The sequence below is a fragment of the Sphingomonas sp. BRN-1R genome (assembly GCF_057748035.1).
On sequence record NZ_CM173236.1, the window covers coordinates 4,024,612 to 4,046,923 of the forward strand.

Genomic DNA, 22,312 nt, shown 5'->3' on the forward strand with positions numbered 1-22,312 from the left:
AGGCGAACTGCATCAGGCCGGGCGCGCGGGGAATTGCATCAGCGTCGTCAGCGTCATCACCGCGTCGCCGTGCTGATCGGTGACGGTGGTGCGCATCGTCACCGTGCCCAACTGCGGCTTGCTCGCCGAGCGGCGCACGTCGAGGATCTCGCGCCGCGCAGTCAGCACGTCGCCCGGCCGCACGGGTTTAAGCCAGCGCAGATCGTCGAGGCCGATGCCGAGCAACGGCGTGTCGCCGAACGGCGCGCTCACCACGAAATCGCGCATCACCAGCGACGCGACGTGCCAGCCGCTGGCGATGATCCCGCCGAACCGCCCCGCCTGCGCCGCAGCCGGATCGATATGCATCGGCTGCGGATCATAGGCTTGCGCGAAGGCGATCACCTCCGCCTCATCAATCGCGATCGGCGCGCCCGTCCAGGCATCGCCGGGCGTCAGATCGTCGAGGTAGAGCCCGCTCACTTGGTCGGGGCGCCACGCCGCCGCCGTTCGCCCTTGCGCTCCTTGCGGAAGGTCTTGGCGTGCTGCTTGGCCTGCTGCTTCTTCACCGCCTTGCTGGGCGGGGGCGGCGTTTCGAGCGGCATCGTGTCGCCGAGCATCTCCTCGAAGCCGAAATGCTTGAGGCTTTCGGCGAAGTGGCGCGGCAGTTCGGCCTTGACGTCGATCGCGCCGCCATCGGGATGGTCGATGCGCAGGTTGCGCGAATGGAGGTGCATCTTGCGGCTCACCCCACCGGTGAGGAACGCCGCCTGCCCGCCGTATTTGCCATCGCCGACGATCGGATGGCCGATCGCCGCCATATGCACGCGAAGCTGGTGGGTGCGGCCGGTATAGGGGATCAGCTCCACCCAGGCGCAGGTCGTGCCCGCCAGCTCGATCACGCGGTAGCGCGAACGGGCGGGACTGCCCTCCGCCTCGTCGACGTGCATCTTCTCACCGCCCGAACCGGGCTGCTTGGCGATCGGCAGGTCGATCGTGCCGTCCTCGATCGAGGGCACGCCGACCACCAAAGCCCAATAGGTCTTCCGCGCGGTGCGCGAGGAGAACGCCTTGGAGAAGAACGCCGCCGCGCGAGACGTGCGCGCGATCAGCAGCGCGCCGCTGGTATCCTTGTCGAGCCGGTGGACGAGCTTGGGGCGGCCCTCGTAATCGTCCTGCAAGGCGTCGAGCAGGCCGTCGACATGCTCGGTCGTCTTGGTCCCGCCTTGGGTGGCGAGACCGGGCGGCTTGTTGAGCACGATCGCCTGCGCATCGCGGTGGATGACGAGTTCGCGCGCGAAGGCGATCTCGTCGTCGCTGAGCGGCACGCGCTCGCGCACTTTGGGCGCATCGGGGCGGACCGGCTCGGCCGGGGGCACGCGGATGGTCTGGCCGGGCACGATGCGGTCGCCCGGCGTCGCGCGCGCGCCGTCGACACGAAGCTGGCCGGTGCGCGCCCATTTCGCGACGGTGGTGAAGCTGGTGTCGGGCAGGTGCCGCTTGAACCAGCGGTCGAGCCGAATGCCGTCGTCATCCGCGCCGACGCGGAAGGTGCGGACGTCCGCCTCGTTGCGGGGGGTATCGCTCATGCCACCGCCCTTACCAGCGAGAGACCGGCGAACAGCGCGACGACCGAGCCGATCACCGACACCAGCACGTAACCGAGCGCCACCGCGAGGTCGCCACGCTCGATCATCGTCACCGTATCGAGCGAGAAGGTGGAGAAGGTGGTGAACCCGCCGAGCACCCCGGTCGCGAAGAACAGGCGAAGATTATCGGTCGCGCCGCCGACCCGCGCGAGCACGGCGACGAGCAGCCCCATCGCCAGTCCGCCGACGAGATTGGCGGCGAGCGTGCCATAGGGATAGTCCGCGCCGAACAGCGCGGTCATCCAGCGGCCGGTCTGCCACCGCCCGGCGCTGCCGATCGCGCCGCCCGCCATTACCAGAAGAAGTTGTATCATGACGCAGGCGTTAGCGCGGATCGGCCGCAAAGAGAACCGCAAGCGTTATTTGAGGTAGCGATCGAACCACGCGACCGTGCGCGCACGCAGATCGGCGGCATGCGCGGGCTGACGCACGCCGTGGCCCTCGTCCGGGTAGATGACGAGGCTGGTCGGCACGCCGAGATCCTTCAGCGCGTGCCAATATTCGGTCGATTGCGTGGGCGGCACCTCGATATCGCGCTCGCCCGCCCAGATGAAGGTCGGCGTCTTGGCGTTCTTGATGAAGTAGATCGCCGAGGCCGCCTCATAGGCCTTGTAGTCCTGATACAGGGTCTTGCCGAAGAACGGCAGCATCCACTGGTCGATGCCGTTGGTGCCGTAATAGCTCACCCAGTTCGACAGCCCCGCACCCGCGACGATCGCCTTGAAGCGGTTGGTCTGCGTGTTCGCCCACATCGACATGAACCCGCCATAGGAGCCACCGGTGAGGCCGAGCCGTGCGTCGTCGACCGGCGCAACCTTCTCCACCGCGTCGATGCCAGCGAGGATGTCGCGCAGATCGCCGCCGCCGAAATCGCGCTTGTTGGCGGCGGTGAACGCCTCGCCTTGGCCGTAGCTGCCGCGCGGATTGGGCAGGAACACGTAATAGCCGGCGGCAAGCAGGTTGCCGGTCGAACTGTCGGCGGTGAGATACGACGGCACGTTCGCCGCCGCCGGGCCGCCGTGGACGATCGTCACCATTGGCGCCGTCTTCTGCGGGTTGGCGTGCGCGGGGGCGAGCAGCCAGCCCTGCACGTCGAAGCGATCGTTCTTCCAGGTGATGCTGCGCGCGGTGGCGAGCGCGGGCGCGGCGTCGTTGTCGTGGGTGATCTGCACCGGCGCAGCGGCGGGACCGGCATAGATGGCAGGCGCATGGGTGAAGTCCTGCACCACCGTCGCGACGATACGCCCGTCCGCGCTATAGGCGATGTCGGCGTCGCCCGCGCTGAAGCTCGCCGGACGCTTCCAGCCGATTGCATTGGCGCGGTCGCCCGCGACCGACAGCAGCCCGAGGTCCGCGCCGCGCAGCGCGGTGCCGCGCAGTCCGGCGGGCGTGGTGACGAGGGACGTAACGCTGTAATTCGCGCCCGCGGTGAGGTTGCGCGGCGCGCCGCCCGTAAGGGCCACGCTCCACACATCACCACCGACCGAGCCGAAATCGCTCATCAGCCCGCCGATATAGGCGACGCTGCGGCCATCGGGCGTCACGCGCGGGAAGTTGATCTGCGTCGTCGGTTTGGCAATGTTGGTGACGGTGCCGGTGGTCGCGTCGACCCGGTCGAGCGTCGCCACCCACCAGTTGTTGTCGCCGTTGCCGCGCGCGCTGGTGACGACGAAACCGCTGCCGTCGGGCATCCAGTCATATTCGTACACATAGCGATCGGCGGGCGAGAGCGCCTTCACCGCCGCCGCCGCGACTGCGGGCTGGGCGAGATCGAACACCGCGATGCGCTGCTCGTCGCTGGTCTCGCCGATCTCGCCGACCTGCCGCACGCCGGCCTGATTGGCACCCGTCTCCTTCGCCGCGCCAAGCGTGACGAGCAAGGCGATGCGTTTGCCATCGGGCGAGAAGCGTGGATGTCCGGCGAGGCCGGCGATGGTCGCAACCGTGCGCGGGGCGGTGCCGCCATCGACCGCGAGCGTGACGGTGCCCGCTTTCTTGTCGCGCGCCAGCCAGGCGAGCGTCCCGTCCGGCGCGAACGCCGGGTCCGAATAGCTGCACGCCGGGCACGGATCGAGCGTGCGCAGGACATGACCGTCCTTCACCGCGCGAATCGTGATGACGCCGTGCGCATCGCCGACCGACTCGATCGACGCGACCCGGTCGCCGCGCGGCGCGAGCGCGAGATCGGCATATTTGCGCACGGGCGCGGCAGCCGCCGCGACCGGAGAAGCCGAGGCGAGCAACGCGGCGGCGAGAACGAAACGCATGGAAAACTCCGGAAACAGAAAGGAACGCTCGGCGAAATGCCGCTCCGCTTCGACGGTAACGGACATCCGGAACGCACGGTTGCAAGGATGCCGCGTGATCGGCGCTTTTGGCGCGGCGATCAACCCCGTGCTGCTACGCGCACCCCATCAATAATCCTTGGAAACCCGTACGTTGCCGCTCTGCCGGCCGAGCGTGGAGATGGTCGACAACACCGACAGCCAGCGCGTCACCTGGAACTCGACCTGCGTTGCGCTATAGCCCTGCCCGTCGGTGATGATCTCCGCGAACAGCCGCCGCGTCACATATTTGCCCGCCGCCACCGAGGTGCCCGCCCCGGTCTGCGGATCGGCGGGCAGGATGCGCAGACGATCCAGCCCGGCCACGCGCCGCACCGCGTTGATCGGGTCGAGCCCGCCCTTGCCGTTCTGCAAAGCCGCCACGGCGGAGGCGAGCTGCAACGCTTCGGGCGCGGACAGGTTGGTGATCGAGGTGCCGAACAACAGCCGCGACAGCAGTTCGTCCTCGGGCAACGCGGGCGTGCTGGTGAAGGAGATTTCGGGCTTCAACGCCGGGCCGGTCACGCGGATGGTGGCGGACAGGCCAGTCGCATCGGCATTGGCGGCAATGTCGAGCGCGGGATTGGCGGGCACCTCGCCCTGGAACAGGATCTTGCCGCGCTCGAGCTGGAACTCGCGGCCGGCGAACTGGTAATCGCCACGGATCAGGTCGGCACGGCCAGTGATCGCAGGGTTGTCGGGCGCGCCGCCGATATCGAGATCGGCCGACCATTCGCTGCGCAGGCCCAAACCCGTCACCAGCAGATTGTTGGCGGCATGTGCGTGCACCGCCAGCTTCCAAGGCTTGCGCGGCGCGTCGTCCTCCTCGCCGCCGCCGGGCAGGTTGATCTCGCGGATGTTGAGCTGGGGCACCGCGCTCGCCGCCGTCGCCTGGCCGAGCCGGTAACGGCTCTTGGTGAGCGTCACCTTGCCCGCGATCGTGCCGCCCGCGCCATCCGACTTGAAGCTCAAGGGACCGGTCACGGTGGCAGCGATATCGTCGCGGTTGATGAGCACCGCGTTCTGCGCCTGCACCGCTAGATCGATGCCGAAGCCGTTGGCGGCGGCGAGATCGAAGCTGCCCGTGCCCGTTACCCGCCCGCCCTTGCCCGCATCGGCGGCAAGCGTGTCGAGCACCAGCCGCGACCCGCCGAACCGTCCGCTCGCGACCACGTTGGTCAGCACGGTGCCGGTGGTCGCGCTTTCGAGTCTGGCGCCGTTCGCGCGCACCACGCCGCGAATGCGCGGGTTGTCGAGCGTGCCGCCCACGTCCGCGCCGATCGCTACGGGTCCGCTCAGGTCGAACAGTTCGATTCCCGTCAGCCGCCACAGCGTATCGGCCGGCCCGTCGTAGCGGAGCTGCGCGAACAGCGGCGCATGCGCGATCCGCCCGGCGAGATCGGTGCCGGGCGGCAGCGTCAGCAGCATCTGCGCGCGGCCGACCGTCTTGCCGCCGCTCGCCGCGACCGCGCGTGCCGCCGCCTTGCCGGGTTCGAGCACGCCGGCGATGCCGACATCGACCGGGCGCGACGACAGCACCAGCCCTGAGCGGGTGAGCCCGCGCACCGTCATGTTGATCTTGCCGGTGGGGGCTGCTGCGCGCGATTGCACGAACGACACCTTGCCCGACGCCTCACCGCCAAGTCCAAGTCCCGGATAGCCGATGTCGAGCACCGACAACGGCATCTTCGCCAGCGTCGCGTCGATAGCGCTGGCGGTGCCGGTGAAGCTGCCCGCCAGATCCGCCTGCCCACCCGCGAAATCGAGCCGCGTCGGCGCGAGCCGCCAGCCGTCGTCGACGCGGGTGAACACCGCTGGCGTGGCAAGCTGGAGCGGCTTGCGGTCGAGCGTCCCTTGCGCGGACACGGAGTAACGATCGGGTGCGACTGCGACTACGCTCTGGATGCTGAACGCCCGCCCGCGCGATCCGGCGATCGACGCGCGAATTTCGCCGGTGCCGCCACGCAGCGCCGCATGGATCGCGGTCCGACCGATCGTCAGCGCGCCGCGCCGGATGCCCGATGCGGTGGCGGTCGCGTCGACCGTGGTGCCGGCGGGATCGAGCAGCGCGATGAGGTCGAGATGCCCACGCCGCACGCTCACCGCCTGCGCAAGCCGCGCGGCGGTCGCGTCGAGATGCGCCTCGATCCGCTGGTGCGCGTCCTGCGGGCGGAACAGTAGTTCGCCGCCGAGGCCACCGCCCGTCACGATCAGCTTGCCGTCGAACCCGCCGTCGACGATCGCGAGATCGCCATGTGCGTGGGTGTTGCTGACGTTGAGCTGCGCGATCGAGATCACCGCCTGACCGCCCTTGGGCAGCAGGATCATGCCCGCGCCGTCGAACGGGCCGAGCCGCGATCCGCCATGCGCGGAAAAGGCAAAGCCGGCGGGCACGGGGTCGAGATGCGCGACCACGTTGGAGAGGCCCATCGCTTCGTTGGGGCGCTGGAAGACAAGATCAAGCGTCGGCTTGTCGATCTTGCCGTCGAGTTTCAGCGTGAGCGGCCCGTAGCTCGCCTGCTTGCCCTGCCCCTCGAAATGGAAAGTGCCGTCGCGCCGCCGGATACCGGCGCCGGTGATGCGGATCTGCGGGCCGGTCAGGACCAGATTGCTGAAGTGCATGACGCCATCGGTGGTGCGTTCGAGATCGGTGACGAGGCTCGGCAGGCCGCCAGCGAGCGAGCGGAAGAAGCCGTTGTCGAGCCGCAGCACACGCGCGCTGCCCTTGCCGATCACGCGCGTGCCGTGGCCACCCGCGCCGGGCACGACATGCAGCGACGAGTTGACCTCGACCAGCCCCAGCCCCGGGATAAGATAGCGCGACAGCCCGCCGTTGAGCCCGACCTCGTAATGGCCGTTGGTGAGATCGACCGACAGCGAGATCCGCCCGTTGAGCTTGTCCGAGGCGAGCCGCAGGTCGTCGCCGGTGACGAGCTTCGCGGTGACGCGCAGTACGCCGTCGATCGACAGGTTGCGCAGGATGCCGCCCGCCACGTCGCCGACGCCGGTCACGCGCGCGGCGGTGAGGCGGATCGGCACGATCACCGGGGCCTTCGAGAGATGCCCCTTGCCGGCGGCGCGCACGCCCTCGAACCCGGTCTTGTCGAACGCCATCCGCTCGGCGGTGAAACGATAGTCGAACGCGGCGGTGGCGAACGCGCCGTCGAGGATCATGCGCAGTTCGATCGCGCGACCGGTCATGTTGGGGAACAAAGCGGCGGGCTGGAGCAGCCGCACCGCCACGCGCACGTCGCGGAAGGCGCTGGCGGCGAGATCGAGCGCGCCCTCGCTGTGGATCGCCAGCGCCGCCGAATGCAGATCGAGCACGCCGGTCAGCCGCCGGTCGGCGAGCGTGGCGGTGCCGTTGACCACCACGCGCGGCGCGCTCAGCCGTTGCAGCTTGCCGTGCGCGAGCGGCGCGACCGTGAGCGTGCCCGCCAGCGCATAGGCGCCGCTGCGGTTGCCGAGCGTCAGGTCGGCGAGGCGGACGCGGCCGACATCGGCGATCGCGCGGCCGCGCCACGCGCGCCAGCGCCCGTCGCCATGCACGTCGGCGGCGATCGGCTGCGCGAAGCCGCTTGCTTTGGCGAGCAGGCCCTTGGCGGTGCCGCGCGCGTGCAGATCCAGGTCGAAACGGTCGCGGTCGGGTTGCGCGTCGAGCTTCAGCCGCAGCGTGTCGCTGCCCGCCACCACCGCGTCGAGATCGACCAGCGCCCGCCCACCGTGGATGTCCGCGCGGCCGACCAGCCGCCCGCGCCGCGCGACGCCGGTGATCGCGGGCGCGACGCTCAGCCGCTCGACGCGCAAGGTGCCGATGCGAATGTCGAACGTCGGCAGGATCGGCCCGGTTCGCCCGGTCGGCACGGTCTGCGGCAGCTTGAGCAGACGCGCCTGCGGAATGACGAGGCTGGTGATGTCGAGCCGGTTGTGCAGCCATGCGAGCGGCGTCCAGTCCAGCTCCGCGCGCGGCACATACAGCACCAGCCCCTTGGGATCGCGCAAGCGGACATCGATCAGCGTCGCGCGCCCGAACAGCGAGCCGTCGATCCGCCCGATGCTGTAACGCAGGCCGTTCGCCGGGCGCAAAGCGCCGATCCGGTCGATCACGAAGCGGTGGCCGATATCCGAATCGAGCGTGACCACGCCCAACCCCAGCACCGCGAGCAACAGCGCGAGCGCGGTCGCGAGCCGCCGCTGCCAGCTTCGCCGATACCGCGGCGCGGGCGGCGGAGCCTCCCCCTCGTCGCTCAAAACGCCTGCCCCAGCGACACGTACACCGCGAGGCGCGGATCGCCCGGCTGCGGGTTGACCGGCGTGCCGACGTCGATGCGGATCGGCCCGAAGTTCGAATAATAGCGCACGCCGAGGCCCGCGCCGTAGCGGAACGCGGTGAACTTGGGCAGCGGCGTGGTGTAGATGTTGCCGCCATCGAAGAACGGCACCAGGCCGAACGCGCCGAAGGTCTTCACCCGCGCTTCCAGCGCGAATTCGGTGAGCGAACGCCCGCCGATCGGATCGTTGTTGGGATCGCGCGGGCCGATATCCTGATAGCCATAGCCGCGCACCGATGCGCCACCACCCGCGTAGAACCGCCGCGACGGCGCGATCGCGTCACGCGGTGCACCGGCGATCGTGCCGAGCCGGATCCGCCCGGCCACCACCACGCCCTTCGCAGCCTGCTTGTACGCGCTCGCGTCGAATTGCAGGCGGGCATAGCCGAACACATGCCCCTCCAGCGACACCTCGGGCGAGAAGCGCCCGGCCAGCCGGAACCCGCGCGACGGGTTGAGCAGATCGTCCGACCCGTCGTAGCTGAGCGTCGTCGGCAGCGCGCCGATGAAATAGGTGCGCCGGCGCGGCACGCCGGTCGAGGCGATCACATCGCGCTCGTCCGAGGCGGTCAGTTCGGACCCGAGCGACCACACCCATTTCTTCTGGAAGAAGATGTTGGTCTGCCGCTCCAGCGTGCCGGTGAGCGACAGCGACTTGGCCTCGTAAGCGGTGCGCTTGAGGTTGGAGGCGGTCGCCTGGAAGGTCAGCACGCGGTCGCGGCCGTGAAAATTGTTGCGGCGGAACGTCGCGCCCGCCAACTGCTCCTGCGTGCCGAGCACGCCGCGCAGCGTCAGCGCGCCTTCGGGCGGGAACAGGTTGCGGTGCGTCCAGCTCACCTCCGCGCGCGCGCCTTCGCCGGTGCCGTAGCCGAGCTCGCCCGCGATCGTGCGCGGCGGCGCGGGGGCGGTCGCGACCGAGATGTCGACCAGCGCCGGGTCTTCGGCGGCGACCGGTTTGATCTCGACGCTGGAGACGAGCGAGGTCTGGATCAGCGCGCGGCGCAGATCGGCGAGCGAGGTGTCGTCGAACGGCTGGCCCGGCGTGAAGCGCGCGATCTCGGCGATATGGTGCGCGTCGAACACCTGCTTGCCGGGCGGCACCACCACCTTGCCGAAGCGGCGCGCGGTGCCGGGCGCGACCGTCATCGCCAGCGTCGCGGTGTGCGCGGCATGATCGACCACGATCGCCGGATCGCCGACCACCGCGAAGGGGAAGCCGCGCGCGCCGATCGTGGTGCGCAGCTTCGTCTCGCCCGCTGCGATCGTATCGGCGTTAACCGGATCGCCCTGCTTGACCCCGAACGCGGTGCGCAGCGCCTCGGCCTTGTCGCCGGTCGCGTCGAGCCCGGTCACGGTGACGCCACCGAACGTGTAGAGCGCCCCCGGCTCGGCATCGAGGATCACGAGTGGACGGGCGCCCGCTTCGACCCGCGTCGCGACGGCGGCGTCGTAATAGCCCTCCGCACGCAGCAGCCCGGTGAGCAGCGCCGCATCCTCACGCGCGCGCCGGTCGAGCTGCGCGGCGTTGGCGGGCTGGCCCTCGTTGGTCCTCAGCGTCGAAAGCTGGTCGAAACGCTGATGGAGCAGCGGCGAGGCGATCTTGTCGATCCCGTCGATGCGGAACGCATAGCGGGCATCGCCGGCGGCAGCCTGCGGCTTGCCGGGGTCGGACGAGGTGGGTCCGAGATCGGGCCAGTCGACGCCCAGCCCCGGCAGCGCGTTGAGCGGCGAGTTAGGATCGAGCGGCGTGTCGGGCGCAGGCGCGGGTAGCTGCTGCGCGCGCGCCGTCGGGCAGGCAAGCATCAGCATAACCGCGGTAGCGCCATACGCCGCGCCCCGCTGCCCGAGCGACAACGTCATGGTTCGTCCTAGCGCGGGGGCCGCCCACGCAACAAGGGTCTATCGCCCCCGTACTAACCCGTATCAGTGAACCGTTCCGACCGCGCGTTCGACCGACATCAGCACGATCAGCCGTTCGATCTGGCGCCAGCGGCAGAAATGGATGTGGTTGCCGAGATCGCGGCTGCGATCGGCACGCGCGGCGGCCTCGAAACCGGCATCGTCGCCGAAGGCGGCGATCAGCGTGGCGGCATCGGCGACGTCCCGGCGATTTTCGAGCCACGGCATATAGGACATTCGAGACACTCCGCAAAGAACACGCCCGATCGAGAGTACAAGCGCCGTGCCAGACCGCCACGATCGGCGGCGTCCCGCGCTTCACGATGGTAAACCGCCGCCCGTGCGGGCGTACCGCCGATCCCGCAACGGGACGCTGGCGTCCGGCGGCGGGACATGGCAGGTGCGGGGACATGGCACGGAACTCCTCGGCATCCCCGGCAGCGGGCGGCGTGCTGATCGCGATCGGCGCGATCGGCGGCGCCGTGGTGGGCCTTTTCCTCGGCGAGCCGAGCAAGGGCTTCCTCATCGGCATCGGCGCGGGGATCGGCATGGCGATCGCGATCTGGCTGATCGACCGGCGGCGCTGACGCGCCTCAGCGCAGCGCGCGCGACAACCAGACGACACGGCCAAGCACGTCCACCGCACCCGGCGGCTGCGGGGCGATCGGCGGCGCGTCGGGATTGTCGCTGGTGATGTGGAGCGCGGCCCCCGCGCGTGCGACCCGCTTGACCATCAGCGCACCGTCGAGCCGGATCACGAACACCGCCGGCTGATCGCCCGGCCGGCGATCGCGCGCGTCGACCAGCATCAGATCGCCGTCCTGGATCAGCGGTGCCATCGACGTGCCGCGCGCCCGGATCTCGGCCGCGTCATCCGGCCGCACACCCAGTTGCGCGAGCAGCCGCGCATCGAAATGCGTCGCGCCGAGCAGGCGATCCTCCTCGGCGAGCGACCCCGGTCCGGCCGATGCCTCGATATCGAGCCGGCGCACCGCGACGGCGACATCCTCGGCATGCGGGCCGCCAAGTTCGCTTTCCCGCACGCGGAAGAACGCGGCGAGCAGCCGGCGATCGCGCTCGGCCAGTACGCGCGGCGTGCCGCGCCGGACATATTGCTGAAGATAGGCTTCGTTGCGCCCAAGCATCCGCGACAGCGCGCCATAGCTCTGCCCGCCGTCCGCGATCAGCGTCGCCAGCCGCATCCTCGGATCATCCATCGCCACGTCCGCAGCATAGCCTAGGAAATTTCCTAGACAAGTTGGAAATGCGAGAACAGAAAGTGAACACAAGACGAGTCGAGGAGGCGGGCTATGATGATTCTGGGCAAGATCGATCGATATCTGAAGGCGAAGTCCATGGCGCCCACGCGCTTCGGGCGCGAGGCGGTGCGCGATCCGCGTCTCGTCCACGATCTGCGGCGCGGGCGCGAACCGGGCGCGAAGATGATCGCGCGGATCGAAGCCTTCATCGCCCGGGGCGACGCACGATGAGCCGCGGCCCCGACGCCGGCGCCCGGCTCGAACGCGCGCTGCTCGCGCATGCCGGGCAAGCCGGATGCGCAGCGACGATCCGCGATGCGACCTGGGTGCGCTGGGCGAGCGCCACCTTCGCGGGCGCGCGTCACACACTGTGGCTGGAGGCGGCGACCGGCGACGCGCTGGAGCAATGGCTGATCGCGCTGCCCGATGCCGAACTCGCCTTGCGCGAGCATGTGGTCGCCGATCTGGTGGTGCGCGACGTGGTTCGCCATGCGGATCAGGCGCGGATCACGCTTGAGGCGCTGACCGTCGAGACCTGAGCTATTCGTGCCGGATCGCGAGCACGCCGGTCCGGCACAGGGTTTCCATCGTCCGCGCGAATTCAGTCATCAGGCCTTCGAGGACCGGCTCGAATCCATGGGCGGTGATGATGTCGGGCGGTGGCGTCACGCCGCCGCGCGGGTCCTCCACCAGAATGCCGCGCTCGATCATCTTGGCGACCTGACGCCGCACCGTCTCGCGTGGCAGGCCGGTCGCCGAGGCGATCGCGTTGCGGGAGATCGGCACCACCCACTCGCGCGGCAGCGGCTTGGTGCCGCACAAGTCCTCCGGAATCGCGCGCTCCCGCATCAGCCGCTGCACATTTGCTACCGATATGGTAAGAAAAATCAGCGTCTCGGTGGGTCCGAGATTGTTGGCCTGCGACAATGCGCGGTGCGTCGCCAGGAACTGGTTGCACAAGGCCGTCATGGCAACGCGCCAGTTCTCGGCCATCTTGGCGGTGTTGGTGGTAACAGTCGTCGCCATGAGCCCCCCACGATACGCAACCACGCCCAGAATTTACGTCCGGATCGGATATTTTGCTGGGGGTATGATGGGTTTCCACCGATTCGTAAACTAAGGTGTTCTACGCATCTCGCTTCTGTGACCGATATCGATACATCCGCAGCATACGCCGGGGGAAGGGCGGCGCGCCGGGGACTGGCGCGCAGAAACGGGCTGCGGTTGCCGGGGGGCGCCGCAGCCCGTTGTCGTTTCAGCCGCCCGCCTTCGCGCTCACCCGCCACACCGTGTTGCCGACATCGTCCGCCACCAGCAACGCGCCGGTCTTGTCGGTGATGACGCCGACCGGGCGCCCGCGGGCATGGCCCTTGGCATCGAGGAAGCCGGTGAGCAGATCGACCGGCTTGACGCCCTTGGCCGGGAAGCCGTTGTCGCCGAACGGCACATACACGACCTTGTAGCCCGACGGCGGCACCCGGTTCCACGAACCATGCTCGCCGATGAACGCACCGTTGGCGAAGTTCGCCCCCAGCTTGGCGTCGCCTGCGAAGGCGAGGCCGAGCGCCGCGACATGCGGCCCCATCGCATAATCGGGGCGCTTCGAATATTCCTGCAACGCCGGGTTCTCGGGCTGGACGCGGCGATCGGGATAGCCGCCCCAGTAATACCATGGCCACCCGAAGTGATCGCCCAGTTCGATCTGCGTCAGGTAATCGGGCGCAAGGTCCGACCCCAACATGTCGCGTTCGTTGACGACCACCCACAAACCGCCCGAATGCGGTTCGAACGCCATGCCCTGCGGGTTGCGCAAGCCGGCGGCATAGATGCGGAACGCCTTGTGGACCGGATCGACCTGGAGAATGTTGGCGCGATTGGTTTCGGCGTCCAGGCCGTTGTCGGCGATGTTGCTGGACGAACCGACCGACACGTAGAGCGACCCGTCGGGCGCGGCGAGCAGCCCGCGCGCCCAGTGGTTGCCGCCGCCGGGATAGGTCACGATCGTTTCGGGCTTGGCGGTGATCTTCGTCTGCCCCGGCGTGAACGGCACGCGCACCAGCGCATCGGTGTCGGCGATGTAGAGCTGGTCCTTCACCAGCGCCATGCCGAGCGGCGAGTTGAGCCCGGATATCAGTACGCTGCGGCTTTCCGCCACGCCGTCGCCGTTGGTGTCGCGCAGCAGGGTGATGCGATTGGCCGAGCCGCTGTCCGCGCCCGCCGAACCGATCAGCAGGCCCATGATCCAATCCTTGATGCCGCCCGCCTTACGCGGCGGCGAATCGGTCTCCGCCACCAGCACGTCGCCATTGGGCAAGCGATAGAGCCAGCGCGGATGCTGCAACCCTTGCGCGAACGGCTGCACCTGAAGTCCGGCGGCAGGCGTGGGCATGCCGCCGCCCCAGCCGACCGGTTTGGCGATGCCGATCGTCGGGAACATCTGGTTGCGCGGCTGGCTGATGTTCGGCCGCTTGCCGGTGACCGCCTCGAACGGCAGCTTGGCGACGTCGGGCCGGCTGATCCAATAGCCGACCGGGATCGCGACGACGATCAGGATCAGGACGATACGCAGGATGTGCTTGAGCATGCCCGCTAGGTAAGCGGTGCGCCGCGCGGGCGAAAGAGCCAATCGGCGCGAAGGCTTGGCGCAGCGACACGGCGCGACCATAAGGCGGCATGCTGTATCTGACCGCCAAGGCGCTCCTGTCCGGGCTCATCATCGCGATCGTTTCCGAAATCGCCAGGCGCAGCGCCGGCGTGGGCGCGCTGGTCGCGTCGCTGCCGCTCGTCTCGGTCCTCGCGGTGATCTGGCTGTGGCGCGACACGCACGATAGCGGGCGCATCGCCGCGCATCTGGCGGCGACCTTCTGGTATGTGCTGCCGTCGCTGCCGATGTTCCTGGTCGTGCCGGGGATGCTGCGCGCAGGCGTGCCGTTCTGGCCAGCGCTCGGCGCGGGATGTGCGATCACCGTCGCGCTCTATCTCGCGCTGGTCGCGGTCGCACCGCGGCTCGGGATCAGCCTTTAAGCCAGGGCGCGCACGCGACGCTCGGCCGTGCGGGTCCACAGCAGGATGAGCACCAGCAGCGGCACCGCGATATCGAGATAGAGGAAGAAGCCGCGCCACGGCCGCCACCCGAAGAAGTCGCTCGGGATCGTGCTGAGGTTGCCCGGCAGGAACATGCCCTTGATGGTGCGCTGCCACAGCGGATCGTAAAACGCTTCGGACCCGAACACGTCGGTCGAGGCGATCATCAGGTTGATCGCGATCGACACGGCGAGCAGCGCGATCAACGCGATCCGTTGCCCGCGCCCCTGCCAGCGCGCCCAAAGCCCGGCCAGCCCCAGCGCGAGAAACGGGATCGCCGGCACCGAATGGCGCGGGCCGATCGCCGCGCCGCCGTCCCAATAGATGTAGGAGGCGTTGACCGTCAGCACGATCGCGATCACCACCGCCGCGACGACGCCCAAGTCGCGCGTGGCGCGGGCGCGGACCATCCCGACCAGCCCGATCGCGCCGAGCACGATGACCGGCGACACCCACAGCAACCCGCGCCGCACACCGAACAGGATGCCAAACAGCGCGGAGGGCTTGGGGTAGGTCAGCCCGAACAGCCCCTGCTGCATGCCGTTGAACCCGACCACGCCCTGATAGCCGAGCCGGAACATTGTTCCGAACGCGAACAGGTTGTAGGCGAACAGCGGCAGCACCGCGACCACGCCTGCCGCGAACGCCATCCCCAGCACGCGCCCACGCACGCCCCACGCCACATTGCGCGTCCGCCAGATCGCCCAAATGCCTATCGCGACGCCGCCGAGCGCCGCCGGAAACTCGATCACCACCGCCCAGCCGAGCGTCAGCCCCGCCATCAGCGGATAGCGCCAGCGCCCCAGATCGCGTGGAGAACTGGTGCCGCGCCACACCGCCCACGTCGCGATCAGCAGCAGCGCAGCGACGGGTGCGTGGCCGAGCATCGTCGTCGACCAGCCCCACACGATCGAGCCGAGCGCATAGGACAGAGCCGCGTACAGCCCCGCCGCCGGGCTGCCGGTGATGCCGGTCGCCATGTCGAGCAGCAGCACGCTGGCAAACGCGGTGAGGATCGCCACGCCGGTCGCCACCGCGAGTTCGACACGCAGCCGCATGAAGCGCGCGAGCTTGGGGTTGGTCGCGTCGATCACCTCGTCGCTCGACACGCCGCCGGTGAGCGTCTCCAGCCCCCACACCGCCGGCAGCGCCATCAGCGTCATGCCCGGCGCCTTGTCCATGTAGTAATGGTCGCCGAACTGCGCCTTGTCGATCGTCAGCGACTGATAGCGATCGATCTTCGCCTCGCCACGCTCGGCGATCGCGAACGCGCCGAACAGCCGCGTCGCGTTGTTGGGGTTCAGCTCCCACGAGCCGAACCACACGCACGACAGCCACACCAACGCGAACAGCGCGAGCGCGACGCCGTGCGGTCCGCGCACCATCGGCCGCGTCGCGACTGGCTCGATCGTCATATGCCCCCCGGCTGCGACGTTATTTGTCGATGGTCGTTTCGAGCACGCGCTGATCCTGCGCACGCTCCTTGTTGGTCGCGCGATTGATCTGCGACTGCTGGAGGAAGCAGCCCGTGCCGCCGCCCGGGCCGACATTGGTGCAACTGCCGATGCCGGTATCGCCGACATGATCGTTGGCGACGACCTTGGAAGCCCAGCTTTCGTTCTCCGGCGTCACCTTGAAGTCGCGCAGTTCCTTGGGGATGCGGAACTGCTCGCTCGCCGGGCGACGCACGCACACGACGACCTCGTTGCCGTCATTGTCGGTGGGGCATTTCTGCGTACCGTAGATCACCAGCGTGGGCACCTGCTTGCTCTGCGCGAACACCGGCGCGGGCGCGAGCGCCGCCACCGCGCCGAGCGCCATCGCCACAACCGAAAACTGCTTCTTCATCGCGTCACTCCCGAGACGGATTTTGCCGTCAGATACGTTTCGCCGCCGCGATCACCGCGCGGCAGCCGAGCCGGATCGCGCCGCTCAGCAGCGGATAGCCGGGCGCCTGCTCCGCGCCCGCCGCCAGCGCGGTCTCGCGGTGCTCGACCTCCTCGGCCTGGAAATCGAGGATCGCCGCCGACAGCTCAGGGTCGGACTCGCCCAGATCGACGAGCTGTTCGGCATAATGCGCGTCGATCTCGGTCTCGACCGCGGCGGTGCAGGCCATCGCCGCTTCCGGGCCGAGCGCCGCCGTCACCGCGCCCAACGTGAAACCGGCGACGTCCCAGAAGGGTTGCAGCAGCGTCGGGCGTACGCCGCGCCGCGCCATCATCGCGTCGAAAAAGACGCGGTGGCGCTCCTCCTGCCCCGCCATGCCCGCGATCGCGCGCGCGGCGGGGGTGCGATCGCCCATGATCGCGAGCTGCCCCGCATAGATGCGCGTCGCGCCATATTCGCCCGCCTGATCGACCCGCACCATCGAGCGCGAATCGCGCTTGCGGTCGCCCGGCTTCCAGCCGTTCGCGGCGCCCGTGCTCATCGCCGGCCCTTCGGCAGCAGAACGAGGATCACGATCGCGGCGGGGATCGAGATCAGCGCGTTGAACCCGGCAAGCGAGATGCCGAACAAAGTCCATTGCGGCACGTCGCAGCGCACCACCGGTGCCTTCATGATCCGCGCGAGCATATCGCTCGCCGAGCCGCCATGCCCCGACATGGTCGAGGAGCAAGCGGTGATCCCCTCCCACCAATGATATTCGACACCGGCATGATAGACGCCGATCACCCCGCTCGCGAAGATCGAAACGGCGGCCATTGCCACCAAAGCGCGGCGGAAGCGCGCATCCGGGAAGACGAAGGCGAACGCGCTCAGCAGGATCGCGACGATATGCGGATAACGCTGCCACCAGCACATCTCGCACGGGTAGAGCCCGCCGAGATACTGGAAGCCGAGCGCACCGCCGAACAAGGCGACGGGCACGATCAGCGCAAGCGCGCGGGCGAGATTGGTCCGGTCGGTCATGCCCGCCTCAACGCTTCGCCGCGACTTGCGGTGCCGCGCCCAGCCGGGCGAGCGTCTTCACCGCATAGTCGAGCTGGAAATCGTCGATGCCCTTGGCCTTCAGCTCGGCCGGGGTCGCGGCGAAGCGCGGATCGGGCTTGCTGTCGGATTCGAGCACCGAATCGTCGTTCTTGATCTCGTTGATGAGGTGGCGGCGCAGATCGTCCTCGCGGAACACCGGGCGCTTCTTGTAATCGGCGTCGGAGATCTGCGGCACCGGCACGTCGGGCTCGATCCCGCCTTCCTGCACCGAACGATCCGACGGCGTGTAATAGCGCGAGGTGGTGAGGCGCAGCGCCGCGTTGTCGCCCATGTCGATCACGGTCTGCACCGACCCCTTGCCGAACGACCGCTCGCCCATCACCAACGCGCGGTGGTGGTCCTGAAGCGCGCCCGCGACGATCTCCGACGCCGAGGCGGTGCCCGCGTTGGTCAGCACGATCACCGGCAGACCGTGCGAAGGATCGCCCTTGAAATAGCTCTCCGCATAGAAGGTCTCGACGTCCGAGCGGTCGCGCCCGCGCTGCGAGACGATCACGCCCGAGGACAGGAAATTGTCCGCCACCGCGACCGCTTCGTCGCGCAAGCCGCCGCCATTGTCGCGCAGATCGACCACCCAGCCGACCGGATCGTGGCCCAACTGCTTCTCGATGCCGACGATCGCGGCGTGGACCGCATCGCCGGTATGTTCGGAGAAGGTGTTGATGTTGATGATGCCGACATTGCCCTTCACCGACCATTTGACCGGCTTCTGGACGATCTGCTCGCGCACCATCGTCGCGACGATCGGATCGGACACGCCGGGGCGTTGCAGCGTCAGCGTGATCTTGCTGCCGGGCTTGCCCCGCATCTTCTGGATCGCATTGTCGAGCGTGTCGCCGAAGATCAGCTTGCCGTCGATGTGGGTGATATAGTCGCCCGACTTGATGCCCGCGCGCCAGCCCGGCGTATCCTCCTGCGGTGCGATCACCTTGACCGCGCCGTCCTCCATCGTGACGGTGAGGCCGAGCCCGCCGTAGCTGCCCGTCGTCTGGATGCGCAGATTGTCGTAATCGAGCCCGGTCTCGTAGCTGCTGTGCGGGTCGAGCGCGGCGAGCATGCCGTCGATCGCCCCCTTGACCAGCGTCTTGTCGTCGACCTTGTCGACATATTCCGCCTTCACGCGGTTGAACACGTCCATGAATACCGCGATCTCGCGATAGGTGCCGGTGTCGACCGCCGCCATCGCGCCGGTGCCGATCGGCACGATCGCGAGAACGGCCGCGATCGCGGTGGCTTGAAGCAGGGCACGCGGAAAAACACGGGACATCAGGCGGACATTTCCATCCATCGCAAATACAACGGTATTCATCGTAGCCGGGTTTGCGCGAGGATCAAAGCGCGCTCGCGGCTGAACGGGGGCTGAGCGATTTCCGCAAGCCGTCGCCCCGGCGTAGGCCGGGGCCGCCGGGTGTGGGCACCCGGATCGCCAGCCTATGCAGCGGCCCCGGCCTGCGCCGGGGCGACGGCTATCCGATCAACGGCACCATATCGACCGCGCGGTCGCGGCGGCGCAGTTCGACCGTCACCTGCGGATCGTCGCCCTTCGCAGCACTGCCGATGACGGCGCCCTGCGCGACCTGCGCGCCGACCACCACCGACGCCGCGCCGAGCCCCGACACCAACGTCGTCCACCCCCCGCCATGATCGAGAATGACGATCGTGCCATAGCTGCGGAACCGCCCGGCATAAGCGACCTTGCCTGCCGCCGGGGCGGTGACGTCCGCACTGGGCTGGGTCGCGAGTGTCAGCCCGCGCGAGCGCACGCCCGCGTCCGACAGTTCGCCCAGCCCCGTCACCACCTTGCCCGCCACCGGCAGCCGGTAGGGCGGCGACGCGGCAGGCCAGACCGGCGTGTCGAGCGTCGAGGCGACCTCGCCCGGGCGGGGCGGGCGCGGCAGCGGGCCGGGCAGCGCGGCGAGGCTGGTGCGCGTGCTCGCCTGATCGCCGAGCTTGCTCATCAGATCGACGATGTCGCGCGCGCGCTCGCCAAGCGCAATCGCGCGGTCCGATTCGAACAGGGCGTCGCGCCCCAACGCCTGCGACTTCATGCGGTGCTCCGCCTCCAGCCGGGTGAGCGCGAGCCGCTGCGCCTCCAGCCGGGTGCGGCTCTCGGCGAGCGCCGTGGCGGCGAGCGCGGCGCTCGCCTGCAACGCGCGCGTGCGGTCGAGATCGGTGCGCAAAGCGACGGTACGGGCGCGCACCACCGGCATCGCGCTTGCCAGCACCGCGCGGACATGGACGAGATCGTCGACCGAGCCGGGCTGGACAAGACTGATCATCGCCGGCCGCGCCGCCAAGGATTGCAGCGCCGCGATCAGCCGCGCGATCGGCCCCTGCTGCACCGCCAGCCGCGCGCGCTGATCGGCGAGCAGCCGCGCGGTGATCGCGCTGCGCGCCTGCCCCGCGGCGATATCGGCCTGCGCCTGCTGGACGCGCGCCGCCACCGCCGTCTCCTGCACGCGCGCCTGCGCCGCTTCGTCCTTCTCGTGCGCCGCGCGCGCCTCGAGCGCGGCCGAGCGCGCGGCGGCGGCGGCGGACTGCGCCTTGGCGTCTTCGAGCCGGCGGACCTGATCGGTCGGCGCGGTCTGCGCGGCGGCCACCGCCGCGATCAGCGAGACCGCACCTCCCACCATGATCCACCGCGCGCGCATCATCCCTCGCGGTGATACGGGTGGTTGGCGAGGATGCTGGTCGCGCGCCACAATTGCTCGGCGAGCATCGCGCGGGCGAGCAGGTGCGGCCAGGTCGCGCGCCCAAACGACAACAGCATGTCGGCGGTAGCACGCTGCGCATCGTCGAACCCGTCGGCCGCGCCGATCAGGAAGCGCGTCTCGCGAACCCCGCCGTCGCGCCATTTCTCCAGCCGCCCGGCAAACTCGCGCGAGCCGAGCACCTCGCCGGTCTCATCGAGCATCACGATGCGCGTGCCGGGCTCGACCGGGGGCATCTTGCCGCCGGTGTCGGGCAGCTCGGTCATGCGGAACGGCCAAGCGAGCCGCTTGGCATAGCGCTCGACCAGTTCGGCCTCGGGCCCGCGCCCGATCCGTCCGCGCGCGACGATGTGGAGGAGCATGACAGGGCCTCAATCCGCGTCCGTTCTCCCGCGAAAGCGGGAGTCCAGAGCCACAGGCGCCGCGTGTGCGGCACTGGACTCCCGCTTGCGCGGGAGAACAGCATATCGAACCGTCGTTCAGGCGCCGAGCGGAGCGCCCGGCGCGGCCGGCGGCGTCGGCGCGTCGCCGAACGCCCACATCCGCTCCAGATTGTAGAAGCTGCGCACTTCCGGGCGGAACAGGTGGACGATCACGTCGCCCGCGTCGATCAGCACCCAGTCGGCGGTGGGCAACCCCTCGATCCGCGCGACGCGGCCGAGTTCGGCCTTGATCTTCTCGACCAGCTTCTGCGCCATCGAGGCGACCTGACGGGTCGAACGCCCGCTCGCGATCACCATGTGATCGGCGATGGTCGATTTGCCCGCCAGCGGGATCGAGATCGTCTCGACCGCCTGATCGTCGTCGAGCGAGGCGAGGACGAGCTTGTGCAGCGCCTCGACCTCATCGGGTTCGGACGCGCGATAGGATGGGGAAGCAGAGGCCAAGGTGGTTCCTATGATGCGGTGGAGGTTCCGTCAGGCGCGCCCGCGTGCGGCGCCTGAGGCTCGGCAAAACGAAGCTGCCAGGCGGGATCGGCTGCACGCAGCCGGGTCGCCGAGGTCGGGTCGAGACGGAAGCGCAACAGCACGAGTGCCGGCAATCTCCACTTCGTCCAGCTCTTTGCCTGGCGTGCGGGCCGGATCGCGCGCCGCAGCCAACCCATCGCGGGGGCCGCGTAGGCACTGTCGTCATAGCCCGGTCTGGCGATAACTGCAATCGGAACCTCGCGCGCGATCCGCCGCCAGCCGCGCCACTGGTCGAACTGGGCGAGATTGTCGCCGCCCATCAGCCAGATGAACTGCACTTTGGGGAAGCGCCGCCGCAGCGCGACGATGGTATCGACGGTGTAGCGCGTGCCGAGCCGCACCTCGAGATCGCTCACCCGGATCGGCGCATGCCGAGCCACCTTCCGCGCCGAGGCGAGCCGCACCGCCAACGGCGCCATGTCGCCCCGCGCCTCCTTGAGGGGGTTGCCGGGCGACACCAGCCACCACACCTCGTCCAGCCCCAGCGCGTGCATCGCCGCGAGGCTGATCGCGCGGTGCCCTTTGTGCGCCGGGTTGAACGACCCGCCGAGGATGCCGACGCGGGTCACAACTCTGCCTCGACCTGCCCGAGCCAGTCCTCGCGACCATGCCGAAGCCGCACGATCTCGACCCGGCCGCCGTCCCGCAGACGGTAGATGACGAGATAGGGCGTACCGCGAACGCCGATCACCCGGAACGGCTCGTGCACGGCGCGGCCGATGCGGGGATAGTCGAGCAGACGACTCGTGACGCGGTGGATCGCGCGCAGCGTCTCCGATGCAGCGTCTGGATAGTCCCGCAAGTGAAGCTCGATCGTCTGAAGATCACGATGCGACGACGGCGACCAGATCAGGTCCGGCATCTTGCCTCGTGCCGGGCGATCATTGCGTCGAGTTCAGCCATCACCACCGCGTGGGGAATACCCTCGCCCCGGTCGAGTTCATCGATTCCTTCCTGCACGAAGGCAAGGAACTCCGATTCCCGTCGCGCCGCCTCGCGCACAGCCTGCGCGACAAACTTCGACCGGCTCTGGCCCCGGGCAGCGGTGACACGGTCGATCATGTCGAGCGTATCGGCATCCAGACGCGTCGTGACGACGGAAGTCTTGCTCATGCTT

At 69.1% G+C, this 22,312-nt stretch carries 25 protein-coding genes; 4 read left to right on the forward strand and 21 right to left on the reverse strand.

Going from position 1 to position 22,312, the window contains the following annotated elements; all coding sequences use genetic code 11:
• Positions 1–12 precede the first annotated feature (12 nt).
• The 7 genes from AC3ANX_RS18780 to AC3ANX_RS18810 form a co-directional block, all read right to left on the reverse strand.
• The gene (locus AC3ANX_RS18780; protein ID WP_488334744.1) at positions 13–462 is read right to left on the reverse strand and encodes a MaoC family dehydratase; all 450 of its coding nucleotides are present in this window, start codon (positions 460–462) and stop codon (positions 13–15) included.
• Positions 459–1,568, reverse strand: coding sequence for an RluA family pseudouridine synthase (locus tag AC3ANX_RS18785; protein ID WP_488334745.1), 1,110 nt, complete (start codon positions 1,566–1,568; stop codon positions 459–461). The genes AC3ANX_RS18780 and AC3ANX_RS18785 overlap by 4 nt, the downstream gene beginning before the upstream one ends.
• The gene (gene crcB / locus AC3ANX_RS18790) at positions 1,565–1,942 is read right to left on the reverse strand and encodes a fluoride efflux transporter CrcB (protein WP_488334746.1); all 378 of its coding nucleotides are present in this window, start codon (positions 1,940–1,942) and stop codon (positions 1,565–1,567) included. The genes AC3ANX_RS18785 and crcB overlap by 4 nt, the downstream gene beginning before the upstream one ends.
• Before the next feature lie 45 nt (positions 1,943–1,987).
• On the reverse strand, positions 1,988–3,895 hold the full coding sequence (locus tag AC3ANX_RS18795) for a S9 family peptidase (RefSeq protein WP_488334747.1): 1,908 nt from the start codon (positions 3,893–3,895) through the stop codon (positions 1,988–1,990).
• Between the two features lie 147 nt (positions 3,896–4,042).
• Positions 4,043–8,203, reverse strand: coding sequence for a translocation/assembly module TamB domain-containing protein (locus AC3ANX_RS18800; protein WP_488334748.1), 4,161 nt, complete (start codon positions 8,201–8,203; stop codon positions 4,043–4,045).
• Entirely contained in the window at positions 8,200–10,143 is a 1,944-nt protein-coding gene (locus AC3ANX_RS18805) for an autotransporter assembly complex protein TamA (protein WP_488334749.1), read from the reverse strand. Before AC3ANX_RS18805 ends, AC3ANX_RS18800 begins: the two co-directional genes overlap by 4 nt.
• A 63-nt stretch (positions 10,144–10,206) precedes the next feature.
• Positions 10,207–10,410, reverse strand: a complete 204-nt coding sequence (locus AC3ANX_RS18810) for a hypothetical protein (protein ID WP_488336998.1) — start codon at positions 10,408–10,410, stop codon at positions 10,207–10,209.
• 182 nt (positions 10,411–10,592) lie between these two features.
• Between AC3ANX_RS18810 and AC3ANX_RS18815 the strand changes: the two genes are divergently transcribed.
• On the forward strand, positions 10,593–10,769 hold the full coding sequence (locus AC3ANX_RS18815; protein WP_488334750.1) for a hypothetical protein: 177 nt from the start codon (positions 10,593–10,595) through the stop codon (positions 10,767–10,769).
• Between the two features lie 6 nt (positions 10,770–10,775).
• On the opposite strand, the gene AC3ANX_RS18820 is transcribed toward AC3ANX_RS18815, so the two are convergent.
• Positions 10,776–11,399: a S24 family peptidase gene (locus AC3ANX_RS18820; protein WP_488334751.1), complete on the reverse strand. Its 624-nt coding sequence runs from the start codon at positions 11,397–11,399 to the stop codon at positions 10,776–10,778.
• A gap of 93 nt (positions 11,400–11,492) precedes the next feature.
• On the opposite strand from AC3ANX_RS18820, the gene AC3ANX_RS18825 reads away from it, so the two are divergent.
• Both AC3ANX_RS18825 and AC3ANX_RS18830 read left to right on the forward strand, forming a co-directional pair.
• On the forward strand, positions 11,493–11,672 hold the full coding sequence (locus AC3ANX_RS18825) for a hypothetical protein (protein WP_488334752.1): 180 nt from the start codon (positions 11,493–11,495) through the stop codon (positions 11,670–11,672).
• Complete coding sequence (locus AC3ANX_RS18830) at positions 11,669–11,980, forward strand: hypothetical protein (RefSeq protein WP_488334753.1); 312 nt, start codon at positions 11,669–11,671, stop codon at positions 11,978–11,980. Before AC3ANX_RS18825 ends, AC3ANX_RS18830 begins: the two co-directional genes overlap by 4 nt.
• A 1-nt stretch (position 11,981) precedes the next feature.
• Here the strand turns inward: AC3ANX_RS18830 and AC3ANX_RS18835 are convergent, their stop codons facing one another.
• Complete coding sequence (locus tag AC3ANX_RS18835; protein ID WP_488334754.1) at positions 11,982–12,434, reverse strand: hypothetical protein; 453 nt, start codon at positions 12,432–12,434, stop codon at positions 11,982–11,984.
• Between the two features lie 262 nt (positions 12,435–12,696).
• Entirely contained in the window at positions 12,697–14,025 is a 1,329-nt protein-coding gene (locus AC3ANX_RS18840) for a PQQ-dependent sugar dehydrogenase (protein ID WP_488336999.1), read from the reverse strand.
• 89 nt (positions 14,026–14,114) lie between these two features.
• Here AC3ANX_RS18840 and AC3ANX_RS18845 point away from each other — a divergent pair, with 89 nt between their 5' ends.
• Positions 14,115–14,465, forward strand: a complete 351-nt coding sequence (locus AC3ANX_RS18845) for a DUF3147 family protein (protein ID WP_488334755.1) — start codon at positions 14,115–14,117, stop codon at positions 14,463–14,465.
• Here AC3ANX_RS18845 and AC3ANX_RS18850 read toward each other — a convergent pair.
• The 11 genes from AC3ANX_RS18850 to AC3ANX_RS18900 form a co-directional block, all read right to left on the reverse strand.
• Positions 14,462–15,940 (reverse strand): hypothetical protein, encoded by a 1,479-nt coding sequence (locus tag AC3ANX_RS18850; RefSeq protein ID WP_488334756.1) that lies wholly within the window; start codon positions 15,938–15,940, stop codon positions 14,462–14,464. The genes AC3ANX_RS18845 and AC3ANX_RS18850 overlap by 4 nt on opposite strands.
• Before the next feature lie 19 nt (positions 15,941–15,959).
• Positions 15,960–16,373, reverse strand: a complete 414-nt coding sequence (locus AC3ANX_RS18855; RefSeq protein WP_488334757.1) for a hypothetical protein — start codon at positions 16,371–16,373, stop codon at positions 15,960–15,962.
• Between the two features lie 28 nt (positions 16,374–16,401).
• Positions 16,402–16,953: a demethoxyubiquinone hydroxylase family protein gene (locus AC3ANX_RS18860; RefSeq protein WP_488334758.1), complete on the reverse strand. Its 552-nt coding sequence runs from the start codon at positions 16,951–16,953 to the stop codon at positions 16,402–16,404.
• Positions 16,950–17,435, reverse strand: a complete 486-nt coding sequence (locus AC3ANX_RS18865; RefSeq protein ID WP_488334759.1) for a disulfide bond formation protein B — start codon at positions 17,433–17,435, stop codon at positions 16,950–16,952. The genes AC3ANX_RS18860 and AC3ANX_RS18865 overlap by 4 nt, the downstream gene beginning before the upstream one ends.
• Positions 17,436–17,442: 7 nt before the next feature.
• A complete protein-coding gene (locus tag AC3ANX_RS18870; protein ID WP_488334760.1) occupies positions 17,443–18,783 on the reverse strand; it encodes a S41 family peptidase in 1,341 nt (446 codons plus the stop codon).
• A gap of 199 nt (positions 18,784–18,982) precedes the next feature.
• Complete coding sequence (locus tag AC3ANX_RS18875; protein ID WP_488334761.1) at positions 18,983–20,167, reverse strand: murein hydrolase activator EnvC family protein; 1,185 nt, start codon at positions 20,165–20,167, stop codon at positions 18,983–18,985.
• Entirely contained in the window at positions 20,167–20,589 is a 423-nt protein-coding gene (locus AC3ANX_RS18880; protein ID WP_488334762.1) for a 23S rRNA (pseudouridine(1915)-N(3))-methyltransferase RlmH, read from the reverse strand. Before AC3ANX_RS18880 ends, AC3ANX_RS18875 begins: the two co-directional genes overlap by 1 nt.
• Before the next feature lie 117 nt (positions 20,590–20,706).
• Positions 20,707–21,114, reverse strand: a complete 408-nt coding sequence (gene rsfS / locus AC3ANX_RS18885) for a ribosome silencing factor (protein ID WP_488334763.1) — start codon at positions 21,112–21,114, stop codon at positions 20,707–20,709.
• An 8-nt stretch (positions 21,115–21,122) separates the two neighbouring features.
• The gene (locus AC3ANX_RS18890) at positions 21,123–21,764 is read right to left on the reverse strand and encodes a nicotinate-nucleotide adenylyltransferase (RefSeq protein ID WP_488334764.1); all 642 of its coding nucleotides are present in this window, start codon (positions 21,762–21,764) and stop codon (positions 21,123–21,125) included.
• Positions 21,761–22,057: a type II toxin-antitoxin system RelE/ParE family toxin gene (locus tag AC3ANX_RS18895; protein ID WP_488334765.1), complete on the reverse strand. Its 297-nt coding sequence runs from the start codon at positions 22,055–22,057 to the stop codon at positions 21,761–21,763. Before AC3ANX_RS18895 ends, AC3ANX_RS18890 begins: the two co-directional genes overlap by 4 nt.
• The gene (locus AC3ANX_RS18900; RefSeq protein WP_488334766.1) at positions 22,045–22,308 is read right to left on the reverse strand and encodes a CopG family ribbon-helix-helix protein; all 264 of its coding nucleotides are present in this window, start codon (positions 22,306–22,308) and stop codon (positions 22,045–22,047) included. The genes AC3ANX_RS18895 and AC3ANX_RS18900 overlap by 13 nt, the downstream gene beginning before the upstream one ends.
• Between the last annotated feature and the right edge of the window lie 4 nt (positions 22,309–22,312).

What these genes read in the sequence shown, in the direction of transcription:
- AC3ANX_RS18785 (WP_488334745.1), bottom strand. Translation starts at nt 1,568, where the DNA reads ATGAGCGATACCCCCCGCAACGAGGCGGACGTCCGCACCTTCCGCGTC.
- crcB (WP_488334746.1), bottom strand. Translation starts at nt 1,942, where the DNA reads ATGATACAACTTCTTCTGGTAATGGCGGGCGGCGCGATCGGCAGCGCC.
- AC3ANX_RS18795 (WP_488334747.1), bottom strand. Translation starts at nt 3,895, where the DNA reads ATGCGTTTCGTTCTCGCCGCCGCGTTGCTCGCCTCGGCTTCTCCGGTC.
- AC3ANX_RS18805 (WP_488334749.1), bottom strand. Translation starts at nt 10,143, where the DNA reads ATGACGTTGTCGCTCGGGCAGCGGGGCGCGGCGTATGGCGCTACCGCG.
- AC3ANX_RS18810 (WP_488336998.1), bottom strand. Translation starts at nt 10,410, where the DNA reads ATGCCGTGGCTCGAAAATCGCCGGGACGTCGCCGATGCCGCCACGCTG.
- AC3ANX_RS18815 (WP_488334750.1), top strand. Translation starts at nt 10,593, where the DNA reads ATGGCACGGAACTCCTCGGCATCCCCGGCAGCGGGCGGCGTGCTGATC.
- AC3ANX_RS18820 (WP_488334751.1), bottom strand. Translation starts at nt 11,399, where the DNA reads ATGGATGATCCGAGGATGCGGCTGGCGACGCTGATCGCGGACGGCGGG.
- AC3ANX_RS18825 (WP_488334752.1), top strand. Translation starts at nt 11,493, where the DNA reads ATGATGATTCTGGGCAAGATCGATCGATATCTGAAGGCGAAGTCCATG.
- AC3ANX_RS18830 (WP_488334753.1), top strand. Translation starts at nt 11,669, where the DNA reads ATGAGCCGCGGCCCCGACGCCGGCGCCCGGCTCGAACGCGCGCTGCTC.
- AC3ANX_RS18835 (WP_488334754.1), bottom strand. Translation starts at nt 12,434, where the DNA reads ATGGCCGAGAACTGGCGCGTTGCCATGACGGCCTTGTGCAACCAGTTC.
- AC3ANX_RS18840 (WP_488336999.1), bottom strand. Translation starts at nt 14,025, where the DNA reads ATGCTCAAGCACATCCTGCGTATCGTCCTGATCCTGATCGTCGTCGCG.
- AC3ANX_RS18845 (WP_488334755.1), top strand. Translation starts at nt 14,115, where the DNA reads ATGCTGTATCTGACCGCCAAGGCGCTCCTGTCCGGGCTCATCATCGCG.
- AC3ANX_RS18850 (WP_488334756.1), bottom strand. Translation starts at nt 15,940, where the DNA reads ATGACGATCGAGCCAGTCGCGACGCGGCCGATGGTGCGCGGACCGCAC.
- AC3ANX_RS18855 (WP_488334757.1), bottom strand. Translation starts at nt 16,373, where the DNA reads ATGAAGAAGCAGTTTTCGGTTGTGGCGATGGCGCTCGGCGCGGTGGCG.
- AC3ANX_RS18860 (WP_488334758.1), bottom strand. Translation starts at nt 16,953, where the DNA reads ATGAGCACGGGCGCCGCGAACGGCTGGAAGCCGGGCGACCGCAAGCGC.
- AC3ANX_RS18865 (WP_488334759.1), bottom strand. Translation starts at nt 17,435, where the DNA reads ATGACCGACCGGACCAATCTCGCCCGCGCGCTTGCGCTGATCGTGCCC.
- AC3ANX_RS18870 (WP_488334760.1), bottom strand. Translation starts at nt 18,783, where the DNA reads ATGTCCCGTGTTTTTCCGCGTGCCCTGCTTCAAGCCACCGCGATCGCG.
- AC3ANX_RS18875 (WP_488334761.1), bottom strand. Translation starts at nt 20,167, where the DNA reads ATGCGCGCGCGGTGGATCATGGTGGGAGGTGCGGTCTCGCTGATCGCG.
- AC3ANX_RS18880 (WP_488334762.1), bottom strand. Translation starts at nt 20,589, where the DNA reads ATGCTCCTCCACATCGTCGCGCGCGGACGGATCGGGCGCGGGCCCGAG.
- AC3ANX_RS18895 (WP_488334765.1), bottom strand. Translation starts at nt 22,057, where the DNA reads ATGCCGGACCTGATCTGGTCGCCGTCGTCGCATCGTGATCTTCAGACG.
- AC3ANX_RS18900 (WP_488334766.1), bottom strand. Translation starts at nt 22,308, where the DNA reads ATGAGCAAGACTTCCGTCGTCACGACGCGTCTGGATGCCGATACGCTC.